This window comes from Cypionkella sp., from assembly GCF_028290025.1.
Taxonomy (GTDB): Bacteria; Pseudomonadota; Alphaproteobacteria; order Rhodobacterales; family Rhodobacteraceae; genus Cypionkella.
This window is the reverse complement of the sequence record NZ_JAQGKQ010000053.1, coordinates 17,590-32,173: the sequence shown is the minus strand read 5'-3', so window position 1 is coordinate 32,173 and position 14,584 is coordinate 17,590. Positions and strand designations below refer to the sequence as shown.

The 14,584-nt window shown below is 60.5% G+C and carries 13 protein-coding genes; 4 read left to right on the top strand and 9 right to left on the bottom strand.

The features are described 5' to 3' along the window. Positions 1-55: 55 nt before the first annotated feature. The 7 genes from JWS10_RS08625 to JWS10_RS08595 form a co-directional block, all read right to left on the bottom strand. Positions 56-1,237: an SPOR domain-containing protein gene (locus JWS10_RS08625; RefSeq protein WP_299506398.1), complete on the bottom strand. Its 1,182-nt coding sequence runs from the start codon at positions 1,235-1,237 to the stop codon at positions 56-58. Between the two features lie 65 nt (positions 1,238-1,302). Beyond that, the gene (upp, locus tag JWS10_RS08620) at positions 1,303-1,935 is read right to left on the bottom strand and encodes a uracil phosphoribosyltransferase (protein ID WP_299506396.1); all 633 of its coding nucleotides are present in this window, start codon (positions 1,933-1,935) and stop codon (positions 1,303-1,305) included. Further along, on the bottom strand, positions 1,928-2,923 hold the full coding sequence (locus JWS10_RS08615; RefSeq protein ID WP_299506394.1) for an adenosine deaminase: 996 nt from the start codon (positions 2,921-2,923) through the stop codon (positions 1,928-1,930). The genes upp and JWS10_RS08615 overlap by 8 nt, the downstream gene beginning before the upstream one ends. 49 nt (positions 2,924-2,972) lie before the next feature. Next, positions 2,973-4,169 (bottom strand): phosphopentomutase, encoded by a 1,197-nt coding sequence (locus JWS10_RS08610; RefSeq protein WP_299506393.1) that lies wholly within the window; start codon positions 4,167-4,169, stop codon positions 2,973-2,975. Continuing rightward, positions 4,170-5,477: a thymidine phosphorylase gene (locus JWS10_RS08605; protein ID WP_299506391.1), complete on the bottom strand. Its 1,308-nt coding sequence runs from the start codon at positions 5,475-5,477 to the stop codon at positions 4,170-4,172. It lies immediately after the preceding gene. Further along, entirely contained in the window at positions 5,477-5,926 is a 450-nt protein-coding gene (locus tag JWS10_RS08600) for a cytidine deaminase (RefSeq protein WP_366943524.1), read from the bottom strand. The genes JWS10_RS08605 and JWS10_RS08600 overlap by 1 nt, the downstream gene beginning before the upstream one ends. A gap of 5 nt (positions 5,927-5,931) precedes the next feature. Continuing rightward, positions 5,932-7,002: a cupin domain-containing protein gene (locus tag JWS10_RS08595; protein ID WP_299506389.1), complete on the bottom strand. Its 1,071-nt coding sequence runs from the start codon at positions 7,000-7,002 to the stop codon at positions 5,932-5,934. A 25-nt stretch (positions 7,003-7,027) separates the two neighbouring features. On the opposite strand from JWS10_RS08595, the gene JWS10_RS08590 reads away from it, so the two are divergent. From JWS10_RS08590 to JWS10_RS08575, 4 genes are all read left to right on the top strand, one after another. Continuing rightward, positions 7,028-7,267, top strand: coding sequence for a hypothetical protein (locus JWS10_RS08590; RefSeq protein WP_299506387.1), 240 nt, complete (start codon positions 7,028-7,030; stop codon positions 7,265-7,267). Beyond that, positions 7,267-9,546 (top strand): NADP-dependent malic enzyme, encoded by a 2,280-nt coding sequence (locus JWS10_RS08585; protein WP_299506386.1) that lies wholly within the window; start codon positions 7,267-7,269, stop codon positions 9,544-9,546. Before JWS10_RS08590 ends, JWS10_RS08585 begins: the two co-directional genes overlap by 1 nt. Before the next feature lie 116 nt (positions 9,547-9,662). Beyond that, complete coding sequence (locus tag JWS10_RS08580; RefSeq protein ID WP_299506383.1) at positions 9,663-11,222, top strand: response regulator; 1,560 nt, start codon at positions 9,663-9,665, stop codon at positions 11,220-11,222. Beyond that, a complete protein-coding gene (locus JWS10_RS08575; RefSeq protein ID WP_299476464.1) occupies positions 11,219-12,649 on the top strand; it encodes a sigma-54 dependent transcriptional regulator in 1,431 nt (476 codons plus the stop codon). Before JWS10_RS08580 ends, JWS10_RS08575 begins: the two co-directional genes overlap by 4 nt. Before the next feature lie 9 nt (positions 12,650-12,658). Here JWS10_RS08575 and JWS10_RS08570 read toward each other — a convergent pair whose 3' ends face one another. Together JWS10_RS08570 and JWS10_RS08565 are read right to left on the bottom strand one after the other, a co-directional pair. Further along, positions 12,659-13,081, bottom strand: a complete 423-nt coding sequence (locus JWS10_RS08570; RefSeq protein ID WP_299506381.1) for a glyoxalase superfamily protein — start codon at positions 13,079-13,081, stop codon at positions 12,659-12,661. After that, a complete protein-coding gene (locus JWS10_RS08565) occupies positions 13,078-14,385 on the bottom strand; it encodes an MATE family efflux transporter (protein ID WP_299506379.1) in 1,308 nt (435 codons plus the stop codon). Before JWS10_RS08565 ends, JWS10_RS08570 begins: the two co-directional genes overlap by 4 nt. Positions 14,386-14,584 lie beyond the last annotated feature (199 nt).

The window sequence follows — 14,584 nt, the reverse complement described above, 5'->3', positions numbered from 1 at the left end:
TGGCCACAGAAAACCCCCCGGTTTGACCCGAAAGGCTTATCCTTGATCCAATCGCTTAGCGGATATAGGCGTCGCCGAACCCTGCGCCGCGCGCAGTCCGTAATGCCACCAGCGCATCGGCTGACGATCCGAACGGCCCGGCCATCACAACCTGCAAGCTCTTGCCGCCCCGGTTAAGCTTCGATTTTGCCACTGGCAATCCCAAAGCTTGCAACTGCTGCGCCGCTCCTGCCGCATTCGCCGCCACGCCAAACATCCCGATTTGCACCCAAGCGCCGCCTGCCACTGCTTTCGGAGCAACCGCCGCCGCACTCATCGAGGACACAACCACCGACGCTGCCGGTGCGCGTTTCTTCGCTTTGGCCTTCTGCACATCCGCAATCAACTGCGCCGGCACTTTCTGCGTCCACAACTGATCCTGCGCCGCTTGGCCTTCTAACGTGCCAATGCCGCGCATCGGGTTCAGACGGTCATCCGTCCAAGCCAACTTATACCCCTTCGGCACCACCACATCAGGCACCGTAGCCGAGGCATAAGTCGGAGCAGAGGCCACCCGGCCCGCCGCTGCTGTTGTATCCGCCCGCGCCACCCGCACAGGCTCGCTTAACGAAGCCCCAACACGCGATCCGCGTGGATATATCGGCGGCCGCCAACCGTTCAGCGTGCCGTCGCCGCGCGTGCAAACCACTGCCGTGCCGCCATTGCGCAGCCGCACCACTTGCGCCACCGGAGCATTTGTATAACAGCCGATCTTACCCGGCGTTGAACCCGCAGTCGCCGCCCGCTGATAACTCTGCGGCGGCACGGGCAAATTCGCCGCCAACCCCGCCGTCGAATGTTCCACCCGCAGTTTCGGCACAGGTTTCACCACCACGGCTTCCGGCATCATTGCACTCGCCACGGTCGCCATCGGCGCATGGGCCTTTGCCGATTTCACCACGACCGGCGCTGCGGGAGCGACTTCGTCCGCCATCTCAATCACCGGTTTCGGTCCAATTGTGGGTGGATAGCCGCACAGAACCTTATGGCTGCGGTTCACCCGCGCGACCCATTGCGCCGCCCCGGCGTAGCTTGCATTCATAAAAACGCAGCCCCTGCTATCGACGTATTGCGCGCCTTTATAGCTGACTGGCGGGCGCTCGGCGGGCTGGCCGATTTGTGCAACCGTTTGTGCGCTCGCCGCAATTGGGGCCATTGCAGCCAAGAACACCGCAGCCGACACAATTTTAAACAGCATGACCACCCCCGCGCTTTGAGGCGAGAATGCGTCAGGATTGTTTTCGAGTAAAGGGGCTTGGCCCCTTATTTAGTGCCAAACATCCGATCACCCGCATCACCTAGCCCAGGCACAATATATCCATGGTCGTTCAGCTGCCGATCTACAGCTGCTGTGACGATCTGCACATCAGGATGCGCCTCTTTCATCCGCGCGATGCCTTCAGGCGCCGCGAGCAGGCACAAAAACCGGATATTCTTCGCGCCCGATTGCTTCAAAAGCGTAATCGCCGCGACTGAAGAATTGCCCGTAGCCAGCATCGGATCGACCACAATTGACACCCGTTCTTCCAGATGGTCGGGCAGCTTGCAGTAGTACTGCACCGGTTGCAACGTTTCCGGGTCGCGGTATAATCCGATAAACCCCACCCGCGCCGCCGGGATCAGTTCCAGAATACCATCGAGCAAGCCATTGCCCGCCCGCAAGATTGAGATCAGCACCAGCTTCTTGCCGTCAATCGTCGGCGCATCCATCGGCTCAATCGGCGTCTCAATCTGCTTGGTCGTCATCGGCAACTCGCGCGTCACCTCATAGGCCAGCAGCAAACTGATCTCACGCAAAAGCTTTCGAAAGCTCGCCGTCGAGGTGTCTTTCTCGCGCATAAGCGTCAGCTTATGCTGCACCAAAGGATGAGAAACGACGGTCAGATGTTCAGCCATTGGCCTGCTCCAGAATCTTTGTAATGCGGCTTTTGGTATCGGCGTCACAAAACGCCGCGTCAAGCGAGGTGCGGGCGATCTTGGCAAAAACCCCCTCGTCCCAGTCAAACGCCTGATGCAACATCTCATATTCGCGCGCCATCGTGGTGTGAAAGAACGGTGGATCATCGGTGTTGATGGTGACTTTGACACCGCGATCAAACATCTCGCCAATCGGATGTTTGCGGAAACTCGGGTAAATGCCGAGCGCGACATTAGAGCCCGGACAAAGTTCCAGCACGATGCCGCGCTCGGCAATCTCCTCGACCAGCGCGATATCTTCAATCGCCCGAACCCCGTGACCCACCCGCTCTGCACCTAAATCATTGATCGCCGCGCGCACCTCATCCGGGCCCTTCCACTCGCCCGCATGGGCCGTAATCGGCAAACCAGCCTCACGCGCCATATCGAACGACCACAGGAAATCCTTCAACTCGCCGGATTTCTCATCGCCGCCAATGCCAAAACCAACGATGAAGTTGCCCGCAGTTTCCGCCGCACAACGCGCCACCGCCCGCGCTTTTTCCGGCCCAAAATGTCGGATCGGCGTGACAATTCCGCGCAGAATGATGCCGAAATCCTTCTCGGCCTTCGCAGCGGCTTCCTCAATCGCATGAAGATATTCGCGCCAAGCGCCCAAATCGCGACCGCCACAGAAATCAGGCGACAGGAAAGTTTCGCTATAGACCACGCCACTCGCAGCACTTTCCTCAAGCACGGCAAGGGTCAACCGATAGAAATCCTGCGGCCCTTTCAGCGGCTCACAAGCCGCCTCATAGACCTTCAGAAAATTCCAGAAGTCGGTGAAGCGATAGCTGCCGTCCTCGTTAAAAATCCCCGAAATGTCGATGTTCTTCTCTTTCGCCAGCCCCTTGATAAACGCGGGCGGGGCCCCGCCCTCCAGGTGCAAATGCAACTCAATCTTCGGTAATTGATTCAAATTGTTCATCCTCTCTGCACAAATATCCTGGGGGTCTGGGGGCAAGCCCCCAGCTTGGTCACAGGAACGACTGCCCCGGCCCCGTCGGAGCCACCCCCAGATGCGCGGCAACACTCGCCCCTACATCCGCAAACGCCCGCAGCCCCAACCCACCCGAGCCAATCCCGGCACAAATCACCGGCACCCGCTCTCGCGTATGTTCCGTCCCTACCCAAGTCGGATCATTGCCATGATCGGCGGTAAAAATCGCGAGATCGCCGGGCCGCAGTCGCGCCAGAAACGCTCCAACGCGACCGTCAAACCACTCCAACGCCCGGGCATATCCCGCAACATCGCGCGGATGTCCATATAATGTGTCAAACTCGACGAAGTTCGCAAAGGTCAAGGAACCCTCCTCTGCGTCCTCCACTAACCCATCCAAATGCCCGAAAAGATCAAGGTCGCTTTTGCCCTTCCAAAGTTTCCCCACACCTTTCATCGAGAAAATATCGCCGATTTTCCCGATGCCATGGGTCGCCCGCCCTGCACTTTGCACCCATTCCAACAAGGTCGGTCCCGGCGGGTCCATCGCATAATCATGCCGGTTCGCTGTGCGCTTGAACGCCCCCGAAATCCCGGTAAACGGCCGCGCAATCACCCGGCCCACCTTCATTGCGTGCAGATGCGGAGCCAAATCCTGACACAGCTTAAGCAGCCGCTCCAAGCCAAACGCTTCTTCATGCGCTGCGATCTGAAACACGCTATCGGCGGAAGTATAGCAGATCGGCCAACCGGTGCGCAGGTGTTCGGCGCAATGCTGCTCGATGATCGGCACGCCCGAGGCATGGCAGTTGCCCAAAATCCCCTGCGTTCCGGCCAGCTTACAGACCAGCGCCACCAGATCATCGGAAAACGCTGGAACCTTGTCGGGGAAATATGTCCAGTCCCACGGCACCGGCACCCCGGCGAGCTCCCAATGCCCCGAAGGCGTGTCCTTGCCGCGCGACACTTCCGTGGCAACGCCCCAGCGACCCATCGGCACCGCATCAAACCCCCGAGCATCTAACCCCGAGGCCAGCCGAATGGCTGCGCCCAACCCCAGCCCATCCAGATGCGGCATCCGCAACGGCCCCGAGCGTCCAACATCCGCCCGCCCCGCCGCACAAGCCTCGGCAATATGGCCCAAAGTATTCGCGCCCGCATCGCCAAAAGCCGCCGCATCTGGCGCACCGCCACAGCCAACCGAATCCATCACAACCAGAAAAGCCCGCGCCATTCAGGCAATCCTTTTGATTATCAATTCCGGGTCCGGCGGCGGCGCACCGCCCATCACGTAAGCCGCCTGCACCCGCTGAATTGCCTCATCGGCCGCCGCTTCCGTTGCCGCATGCACCATGCACAAAGGGTCGCCCGCGCCGATATCCTCGCCGATCCCCGCCAGATCGGACAGCCCCACCGACAGGTTCAGCTTGTCGCCCTCGCGCTGCCTTCCACCGCCAAGCCCAACCACCGCCAGCCCCAACACCTGCCCATCAATCGAGCGGACAAATCCCGGACCAAGGCTAGGCACCTCGCGGATTACCGTCGCCGCTGGCAACCGATCCGGCCATCGTTCGACAAAATCCAAAGGCCCACCCTGCGCCGCCACCATCCGACCAAACCACTCGGCAGCCGCTCCAGACTCCAGCGCCTGCTCAATCCGCCTCGCGCCATCCGCGGGGTCAGCCGCAAGCCCGCCCAGCGCCAAAGCCTCCCCGCCCAGCGCCATGGTGATATCCCACAAGGCCGCGTTGACGCTCGTGCCGGTCAGCGTTTCCATCACCTCACTTACCTCCAGCGCATTGCCCGCCGCCGTCGCTAAAGGTTGGCTCATATCCGTGATCAACGCGCTGGTCATACAGCCTGCGCCCTGCGCCGCAGATACCAAAGCCCGCGCCAAAACCTCGGCATCCTCCAGCGTTTTCATAAACGCACCCGAGCCGCATTTCACATCGAGGACAAGGGCTTCCAACCCGGCCGCCAGCTTTTTCGACAAGATCGACGCGGTGATCAGATCGACAGACTCCACCGTCCCGGTCACATCGCGCACCGCGTAAAGCCGCCGGTCCGCAGGCGCAATCTCGGCGCTCGCCGACACGATTGCGCAGCGAATATCAAGCAACTGCCGCCGCAACTGGTCTTCCGAAAGCCCGGTTTTGAGCCCCGGAATTGACTCCAGCTTATCCAGCGTGCCGCCAGTATGCCCAAGCCCCCGCCCCGAAATCATCGGCACATATGCCCCGCAAGCAGCCAGCGCGGGCGCAAGCATCAGCGACACGCAATCACCGATCCCGCCGGTCGAATGCTTGTCCAACACCGGCCCCGGCACGTCCCATTCCAGCACATGCCCGGTGTCGCGCATCGCCCGCGTCAGCGCCACGCGCCCCTCATCGCCCAAGCCTTTCAGCAGCACCGCCATCGCAAACGCACCCGCCTGCGCATCGCTTACCGCACCCGAGGCTAACCCTTGCGCAAACCACTGCAACTCCGCCGCCGAGGGCACCGCACCGTCGCGCAAGGCCACGATAATGGCGCGCGCGTCCATCAGGTTTTGTCCATATGTGCCGCCGTAAACACCCCCGGCAAAAGCTCTGCCACCGTCAGCACCTTGGATTTTCCGTCAGTAGTATATAGGGTTACGCGCACGCCTTGGTCGGCAAACTCCGCGATTTTCTGACGGCAGCCGCCACAGCATGGCACGGGTTCTGGGCTGTCCGCGATCACCGCAATCTCGGCAATCCGGGCGTCGCCCGCCGCAATCATCGCCGCAATCGCGCCCGCTTCAGCGCAAGTCCCCTCTGGATAGGCGACATTTTCAACGTTGCAGCCGACATGCACCCTGCCTTCGACCGACATAATCGCCGCGCCGACCTTAAACCGCGAATAAGGCGCATAAGCGCGCAGCCGCACCTCGGTTGCAGCGTTTAAAAGCGACATGAAGGGCTCCACTTCCATATGGTCCAGAAGTGTGAGCCGCTTCGCCCCAAAGTGCAAGCAGGCTACAATATCTGCGTCGGCGGATTTCCCGGCAGCGAGACCTCAAGCAGCTGCAAATCCTTCGAGCATTCGGCATAGCGCGTCGCCATTCCCGGTGGGACCACGAAAGCATCGCCGGGCGACAGCCGATAGGGGTCTTTGCCCTCACCTTCCAGTGTCATTTCGCCAGTCATCACGAAGCTGAACAGAATATCACCCTCGTGTTTCGTCCACGGAGCGACGCCCGTTGGCCGCGCCACCATCACGCTCGCCACGCCCTGGGTGTTAGCGTTGATCGTAGTATCGCGCGCCTCAAATCCGGGAATACGGAACGGCGCAAACGCCCCCGAGTTTCCGATATTATGCACAAAGCGCTGGCCGTCCCACTCGCGATCCCGGTTAACAATGCCATTCGGCAGCGTCATATCGTGGTCAATCTCGGTGACATGCTCGGCCGGCACACCGATTTCCACCGCCTGAACACCCTCAGAATGAAGCACTTTATGCCGGATACCGGGCGGCTGAATAAAGCAATCGCCAGCCTCGATCCGCATGATACCACCTTGATCTTCATACAAAACATCAACCCAGCCCGCGACGCAAAAGATCAGCTGAAAACCGACTTTATGGTAATGCACCATATCCGGCACCGGGCCATCCGGCACCCGAATGTGGCTGGCGATCATCGCCCCCCCGAGCCGCGTCGGTATCAGATCGCGATACTCCATCCCCGCCCGCCCGATCACCCAAGGCGCTTGGTCGGCCAGCCTGCGCACCACAAACGCATGTTCGGTTTTCGGCAGCACCAGCGGCGGGTTCAACTCGTCAATCTCAACCCGTGTGCCCCCCGGTGAGGTCAAAGCCTTCGCGCCATCCGCAATCGGATCATCGGTCAAAATCCGCAAAAACCCCGGCGCCGCTATGCGTTCGGCATCCAGCCGCAGCCGCAAACCATGCCCCGATACCACCGCCACCGCGGGGTTATCGGCGGGATAAATCATGTCCATCCGCATCCCCAAGACCTTGGTGAAGAACGGCAAATCCTTGCGCAGATCACTGGTCGGCAGCACGATTTCGGCGCGAATATCAGACATCAGCTTCCCCTCTTGGGCAATTCGGTTGCGCTATATTTCAAACTTAAAGCTTCGAGTTCAAGCGATTTATTGTGATGCGACCTATCAGCCAAACCGCTCTGGCTTTGCGACCGACGCTCTTTGCTTTAAGCCTGCCACTGAATACCTGACCGATACTTGGCGCAGGATTTACAATGCGCGGCTACAAGTGCTGATGCAAAGCCACAGTTGGCGCAAAATAAAAAATGGTTTAAGGCTAAACCATATCTTTGAGGGAGGCTTTTGATGGACGAGACAAGGCACGATAACGCACGTCAAGCGGCGCTGGATTACCATGAGTTTCCCAAACCTGGCAAACTAGAAATCCGCGCCACCAAACCGCTTGCCAATGGCCGTGACCTATCCCGCGCCTATTCGCCCGGCGTGGCTGAGGCTTGTCTGGAGATCAAAGCCGACCCCGCCACTGCCTCGCGTTACACCACGCGCGGTAATTTGGTGGGCGTTGTCACCAACGGCACCGCCGTCTTAGGTCTTGGAAACATTGGCGCTTTGGCCTCAAAGCCGGTGATGGAAGGCAAGGCGGTTCTGTTCAAGAAGTTCGCCAATATAGACTGTTTCGATATCGAGTTGAACGAACCCGACCCCTATAAACTCGCCGACATCGTCTGCGCTTTGGAACCCACTTTCGGCGCTATCAACCTCGAAGACATCAAAGCGCCGGATTGTTTCATCGTTGAACAACTTTGCCGTGAGCGGATGAAAATCCCGGTGTTTCACGATGATCAGCACGGCACCGCCATCGTCGTCGGGGCTGCGGCGACCAATGCGCTATATGTTGCGGGCAAAAACTTTGCCGATATCAAGATCGTCTCAACCGGTGGTGGCGCTGCGGGAATCGCTTGCCTGAACATGCTGCTGAAACTCGGCGTCAAACGTGAAAACGTCTGGCTGTGCGATCTTGCGGGCCTGGTTTACAAAGACCGTAATGAGCAGATGACCGAGCAGAAAGCTGCTTACGCCCAAGGCAACACCGCCGCGACCCTCGCCGACGTGATCCAAGATGCTGATATGTTCCTCGGCCTGTCTGGCCCCGGCGTTTTGACCGCTGAAATGGTCGCCAAGATGGCCCCCCGCCCGATCATCTTTGCGCTCGCCAACCCCAACCCAGAGATCATGCCCGATGCCGTCCGCGCCGTGGCCCCAGATGCGATCATGGCGACCGGGCGCAGCGATTTTCCCAATCAAGTCAACAACGTGCTGTGCTTTCCCTTCATCTTCCGTGGCGCTTTAGATGTCGGGGCGACCGTGATTAATGATGAGATGCAGTTGGCCTGCATCGAAGGTATCGCAGCCCTCGCCCGCGCCACCACCAGTGCCGAAGCCGCCGCCGCCTATACCAGCGAAAAGCTGACCTTTGGCGCAGATTATCTGATCCCGAAACCTTTCGACCCTCGCCTGATCGGCGTCGTGGCCAGCGCCGTCGCCAAAGCCGCGATGGAAACCGGTGTCGCCACGCGGCCCATCTACGATCTTGACGCCTACCGTGAGAAACTGAACGGCTCGGTTCTCAAATCCGCCCTCATCATGCGTCCGGTGTTTGAGGCCGCTGCCACCGCCAGCCGTCGCATCATCTTTGCCGAAGGCGAAGATGAGCGCGTGCTGCGCGCCGCCAACGCGATGTTGGAGGAAATGACCGACAAACCAATCCTGATCGGTCGCCCCGAGGTCATCGCCACCCGCTGCGAACGTGCAGGTCTGCCGATCCGCCCCGATATCGACTTTGAAATCATCAACCCCGAAAGCGATCACCGCTACCGTGACTATTGGGGTTCTTACCACGAGCTGATGGCCCGCCAAGGCGTCACCCCGGATATTGCCCGCGCCGTGATGCGCACCAACACCACCGCCATTGCCGCAATCGCTGTGCATCGCGGTGATGCGGAATCGATGATCTGCGGCACCTTCGGCCAATACCTGTGGCACCTCGGCTATGTCCGCCAGATCCTTGCGCGCGATGGCTTGCACCCCCGCTCGGCCCTGTCGCTGATGATATTAGAGGACGGCCCGCTGTTTATCGCCGACACCCAGATCAACGCGGTGCCGACGCCAGAGCAAATCGCAGAGACAGTTATCGGTGCTGTCCGCCACGCCAAACGCTTTGGCGTCACCGCTCAGGTCGCACTTTGCAGCCATTCCAGCTTCGGCAACTTAGACAACGACTCGGGTCGGCGGATGCGCGAGGCGCTCGAAATCCTCGACAACCGCGAGGTCGATTTCGTTTACGAAGGTGAGATGAACGCCGACGCCGCCCTCGACCCCGAACTGCGCGCCCGCATTTTCCCCGGCTCACGGATGCAAGGCCCGGCGAATATCTTGGTGTTCGCTTATTCCGATGCCGCCAGCACAGCGCGTAACATGCTGAAACTAAAGGCGGGCGGGCTAGAGGTCGGCCCGATCCTGATGGGCATGGGCAACCGCGCTCATATCGCCACCCCGTCCATCACCGCGCGCGGTCTGCTGAACATGTCGGCCATCGCGGGCACTCCGGTCGCGCATTACGAGTAACGCACCCACACCAACAAACGCTATCTGCGGCGGGCTGGACAATACCGCCGCAGCGCGTAACTTGCAGCTATGCACAACCGCACGCATCATAGCCGCGCGAAGTCCGGGAGCTCACCATGAGCATCCCGGCATTTGGCCCACAAGACGCCCAAACCGTCACTCTGCTGGGCCACGATCTGCGCGCAGCTTTGTCTGAGGTGATCGGCGGCCTGCGCCTGATCGACCCCGCCGATATCCCCGCCCACCCCCGCGCCCAGATCGCCCGCGCCCGGGCGTCGAGTGAGGCTCTGGCCCTGCTGCTGGAACAGGCACTCACCCTGCTGCTGGGCGACACCAGCACGGTACCGCCGCAGCACATCCAGACCGCCGATTTCTTGCAAAGCATCACGCTGCGCTGGAACGCCCGCACCGCCGAGCATGGTCTCAGCTTCAGCTTGGATACCGAAGACCTCCCGCCGCAGATCGCGCTTGACCCGGCTTTGGTCGAACGCATCCTCGCCAATTTACTGGGCAACGCGCTGAAATATGTCGATAGCGGCTGCATCCGCTGCACCCTACGCGCCACCGCCGACAACCAACTGCAAATCGCCGTGCAAGATCAAGGCAAAGGCTTTTCCCCCGCTACTTTGTCTCGACTGTTCACCTGCAACAACTATGACGCGCAATCAGATAAGACTGGCTCGGGGCTTGGGCTGTATATCGTCTGGGACATGGTCGAACGTGCAGGCGGCCAGATCACCGCAGGCAACAACGCGGCCGGTGGTGCCGAAATCATCGTGCACCTGCCGCTGCCTGCGGCAGCCATGCCACAGACCAGCCCGCCCCTGCTGCAAAACCTCCGCCTGCTTGTCGCCGATGACAGTGAGACCGGACGCTTGCTGCTGACCAATCTTCTCACCCTGCAAGGCGCGCAGATCACCGCCGTCGCTGATGGTGTGCAGGCGCTCGACCAGCTTGGCCGCGCGCGGTTTGACGCTTTGCTGATCGATATAGAGATGCCGCAACTGAACGGGCTAGAGGTGATCGACCGCATTCGCAAACATCCCGGCGCACTGGCGCAGCTGCCAATCCTGGCGATCACCGCCTATCAAATGCGCGCCAACAAAACCGCGATTCTGGCAGCCGGGGCAGACGGCCTGCTGTGCAAACCGGTGCTCGATGACAAACAACTCGCCGAAGCGGTGATGCAAGTGCTGCACCGCACCGACAAAGCCACCGCAGCGCCACCGCAGATTGAGCCGAGCCAGTTCGAACAGCTGCTGAAAATGGCCGGTCCGCAGGTTGCCAATGAACTGCTGCATCACCTGCACGAAGATTTGCGCGCAGCCGAGCGTGGTTTGCTTGCGGCCTCGCATGGCCCCGATTGGCCAGCAGTGCGCCGCCAATCCCATGTGATGATCGCGCTTGCGGGCACTGCAGGGGCGACCGCGCTGCACCAGTTGGCAAAAGTGATCAACGATCTTGCGCATCAGGCAACGCCGGACCGCGGCACTTTTCGGACCCTGTTGCCCCAAGCATTAGAGCAGTTGGATATGCTGATCCACTTCGTCAGCCAGCAAACCCTGACCCCGGCGCTTTTGACCCCGGCGCTCTCGATGCCGGCGCTTTTGACGCCTGCCAACCTGACTTCGCCGATTTCACCGCCGTCGAATGCGCGTGGTGAGGAGACGGCATGACCGCGATCCGCGCGCCTATACTGCTGATCGAAGACACCCCTTCGCTGCAACTGCTTTACCGTGCGGCGCTCACCCAGGGCGGCTACAGCGTACTCACCGCAGGTTCCGCCGCCGAGGGCATGGATTTGCTGCGCGAAAGCTCCGTACAAGTGGTGCTGTTGGATCTGGTATTGCCCGACCGCGACGGCCTCGATCTGATGCAAGACATGTTGACCCTGCGCCCAGACCTGAGCTTCGTGGTGATGACTGCGCATGGCTCGATCAACAAAGCGGTTGAAGCAATGCGACGCGGCGCACACGAATTTCTGGTCAAACCGTTTGACGAAACCCGGTTGCTGAATGTGGTGTCGAACGCCAGCAATGTATCGGCGGTAAAACGCCCGCGCCCGAAACTCGTCGAAAGCGCCCCCGTTTTGCCTGCCCTTGCCGCGCCTGCCGCAACCAACTCCTTCATTGGCTCGTCCGAGGCGATGGCCGCCATTCAAGCCACCATCGTCTCGGTGGCGCGCTCGATGGCTACGGTGTTCATTACGGGCGAAAGCGGCACCGGCAAGGAATTGTGTGCTCTGGCGGTGCATGGCAATTCGCCCCGTGCCAATGGCCCGTTTATTGCGCTGAACTGCGGTGCCATCCCGCAAGATTTGCTCGAATCCGAAGTGTTCGGCCACATGAAAGGCAGCTTTACCGGCGCGATTTCTGACAAACCGGGGGCGGCCACCGCTGCGGATGGCGGCACGTTGTTTCTCGACGAGATTTGCGAAATGGCCCCGGCGCTGCAAACCAAGCTGTTGCGCTTTTTGCAAACCTCGACCGTGGTGCCTGTCGGCGCGACGCGACCCAAGAAGGTCAACGTCCGCATCGTCTGCGCCACCAACCGCGACCCGATGGATGCGGTGCGGCGCGGTCAGTTCCGTGAGGATTTGTTCTACCGATTGTTCGTGGTGCCGATCCACATGCCACCCTTGCGCGAACGTGGCGATGATGTGATCGAGATCGCCGAAACCGCGCTCGCCCGTTTTGCGCAGGAAGAGGGCAAACAGTTTGACGGTATTGCGCCGGAAGTTCGCGCGCTATTTCGCAGGCTGCCTTGGCCGGGCAATGTGCGGCAAGTGTTGAACGTGATCCGCAACGTCGCCGTGCTGCATGATGGCGGCGTGCTGACCACCGCCATGCTGCCCGCCAGTTTGCCACAACAAGCGCAGGACGCGTTGATTTCCCAGCGTCCGGTTTACCACGCCGAGGCTTCCCCGACCTCCGAGCCAATGGGGCTCGACTCGCTTTTGGGTCGCCCGTTGGCCGAGGTAGAGCGTATGGTGATCGCCGCTACCCTGTCCCGTCACGGCGGCTCGGTGCCCAAAGCCGCCCGCGTGCTCGAACTTTCGCCCTCGACACTTTATCGCAAGATCGAAAGCTGGACGAAAAGCTGAGCGCACATCTCAGCCTTTCTCTTTTCTGACAACAAGCTGCGCCATGCCGTCTGACGTGTGGCGATGCGACAGACCATCTTCATTGATGGTCGCCCTGATTTGCCGGCGAAAGTTCGAAAAGCTTTCGAACCTTACCACATCGACGGGCTGATCGAAACGTATCTCGATGTGGCGATGGCTGGCCGGGCCGGAGAGAGCGATGATCTGTCCCAGAAACGGCTGCCCAAGATAGCGACCTTGCACACGATCGCCCAAAGCGAGTGCTGTCGGCGCGTTGCCGAGTGCCAACCTTGCATGGAGCGTATTCCAGTCCTTCGCACCGTGCTGCCGGGCTATCAACTCCAGCGCCTGCGCATGGCCGATGACGGTTCCCTGAGTTTGAAGCGCCAAACGCAGGGCCTTGGCTTGCACTTTCGCATCTTTAAGGGTCATGGCCGCTCCTTCAGGGTGATCGGTTGTGGATACCCGCCGCGCAAAACCCCGCCCCACATCACAAGGGCGAACACAAGAACCATCGCATCCGCCACCGGAAATGCCAGCCAGATTCCCCGAACCCCGAAGATCGTCGAAAGCGTCAATACAAGCCCTGGCGTCAGCAGCCAGGGTTTCGCCAATGTCAGCGCTGCCGTTCGTCCTGGCTGGCCAAGCGCTTGCAAATGCAGCGCCAGCACAAGGATCGGGCCGGACACCGCGTAAAGTACCATCATTGGTTGCAAGATCTGTGGGACTATGCGCGCCACCGAGGCATCATCACTGAAACAGCCAGCAAGAGTGCCTGTTGCAAAAACGCCAACAACCACCACCCCAAGGCACCACAGGAGCGCGGCCCCCAGCCCCAGTCGCAATGCGGTCTGTGCCCGGTCGAGCCGTCCAGCACCGGCGTTGTTCCCGGAGATGCGCTGTATCGTGAGCGCAATCGCCATCTGCGGCAGAAACGCAAAACCCATCAGCCGCGTCACCACACCATATGCCGCGACAAACTTATCGTGATCCGCCCCGGCGTGTAGCCGCAGGCTCGTTATCACCACACCCGCCGCAACTGCGATGCCGATAAAACTGAGGCACAGCGGCAAGCCCAGTCGAGCAATCTTACCCCAGCCCACCAGCCAGCTTTCAACGCGCAGAACCGACAGCGGCAGCAAACTTTGGTTGCGCCCCCTCACGGCGATCAGCAGACCCAGCCCTAAAGCCTGCGCCGCCACAGTGCCAGCGGCCGACCCGGCGACGCCCAGATCAAGCACCACGATGCCAATCCAGTTAGCGCCGATGTTGATAAGATTGACCACCACTGAAAGGGCCGCAATCAGACCGGCCCGGCCCTCGTTGCGCAGCGCATCAGCATGAAGCCCAAGCATAAGCTGCACTGGCGCGCCAAGCAGAACGATCCGCAGATAATCCCATGCCAATCGGGCAACTGTGGAACTGCCCCCCGCCAAGGTGTCAATAAACACCCCTCCTAGCAGGGATGATAAGACAACAAGCCCCACCGATATCGCCAGCGCCAGCCCATGCGCCCCGACAAAGACGCGTCCGGCGGCGGCGCGATCCCCGGCGCCCAGATGTCGTGCCATAATGCTCGACATACCGCCGCCCACCAGTGTCGCCAGCGCCGAAAGCAGCATGGCAACCGGGAAGTCAAGGCTGACCGCCGCCAGCGCCTCTGGCCCGATCAGGCGGCCGACGAAAATCCCATCGACCACATTGAAAAACCCACCCATCGCCATGACCATAGCCATGGAAATAGCATTGGACCAAAACAGCCGCCCTATGGGGGCGGTCAAAAATGGATTGTCCTGTTGGACAGCGTGCCGGACAGACATCGCTCACTCCTCTGACGAGGCATTTCAAGGTGCATTGGGGCCTGCATTGCCACCGCGCGAAATGCTTCGAGGGTGAGATGTTGTCGCGGTCCGGGCTTCACCGTGACTTTCGTCT

Excerpts from the sequence above, each read along its gene's own strand:
- JWS10_RS08570 (WP_299506381.1), bottom strand. The coding sequence starts at position 13,081 with ATGACCCTTAAAGATGCGAAAGTGCAAGCCAAGGCCCTGCGTTTGGCG.
- upp (WP_299506396.1), bottom strand. The coding sequence starts at position 1,935 with ATGGCTGAACATCTGACCGTCGTTTCTCATCCTTTGGTGCAGCATAAG.
- JWS10_RS08605 (WP_299506391.1), bottom strand. The coding sequence starts at position 5,477 with ATGGACGCGCGCGCCATTATCGTGGCCTTGCGCGACGGTGCGGTGCCC.
- JWS10_RS08585 (WP_299506386.1), top strand. The coding sequence starts at position 7,267 with ATGGACGAGACAAGGCACGATAACGCACGTCAAGCGGCGCTGGATTAC.
- JWS10_RS08565 (WP_299506379.1), bottom strand. The coding sequence starts at position 14,385 with ATGGCTATGGTCATGGCGATGGGTGGGTTTTTCAATGTGGTCGATGGG.
- JWS10_RS08610 (WP_299506393.1), bottom strand. The coding sequence starts at position 4,169 with ATGGCGCGGGCTTTTCTGGTTGTGATGGATTCGGTTGGCTGTGGCGGT.
- JWS10_RS08615 (WP_299506394.1), bottom strand. The coding sequence starts at position 2,923 with ATGAACAATTTGAATCAATTACCGAAGATTGAGTTGCATTTGCACCTG.
- JWS10_RS08595 (WP_299506389.1), bottom strand. The coding sequence starts at position 7,002 with ATGTCTGATATTCGCGCCGAAATCGTGCTGCCGACCAGTGATCTGCGC.
- JWS10_RS08580 (WP_299506383.1), top strand. The coding sequence starts at position 9,663 with ATGAGCATCCCGGCATTTGGCCCACAAGACGCCCAAACCGTCACTCTG.
- JWS10_RS08575 (WP_299476464.1), top strand. The coding sequence starts at position 11,219 with ATGACCGCGATCCGCGCGCCTATACTGCTGATCGAAGACACCCCTTCG.
- JWS10_RS08625 (WP_299506398.1), bottom strand. The coding sequence starts at position 1,237 with ATGCTGTTTAAAATTGTGTCGGCTGCGGTGTTCTTGGCTGCAATGGCC.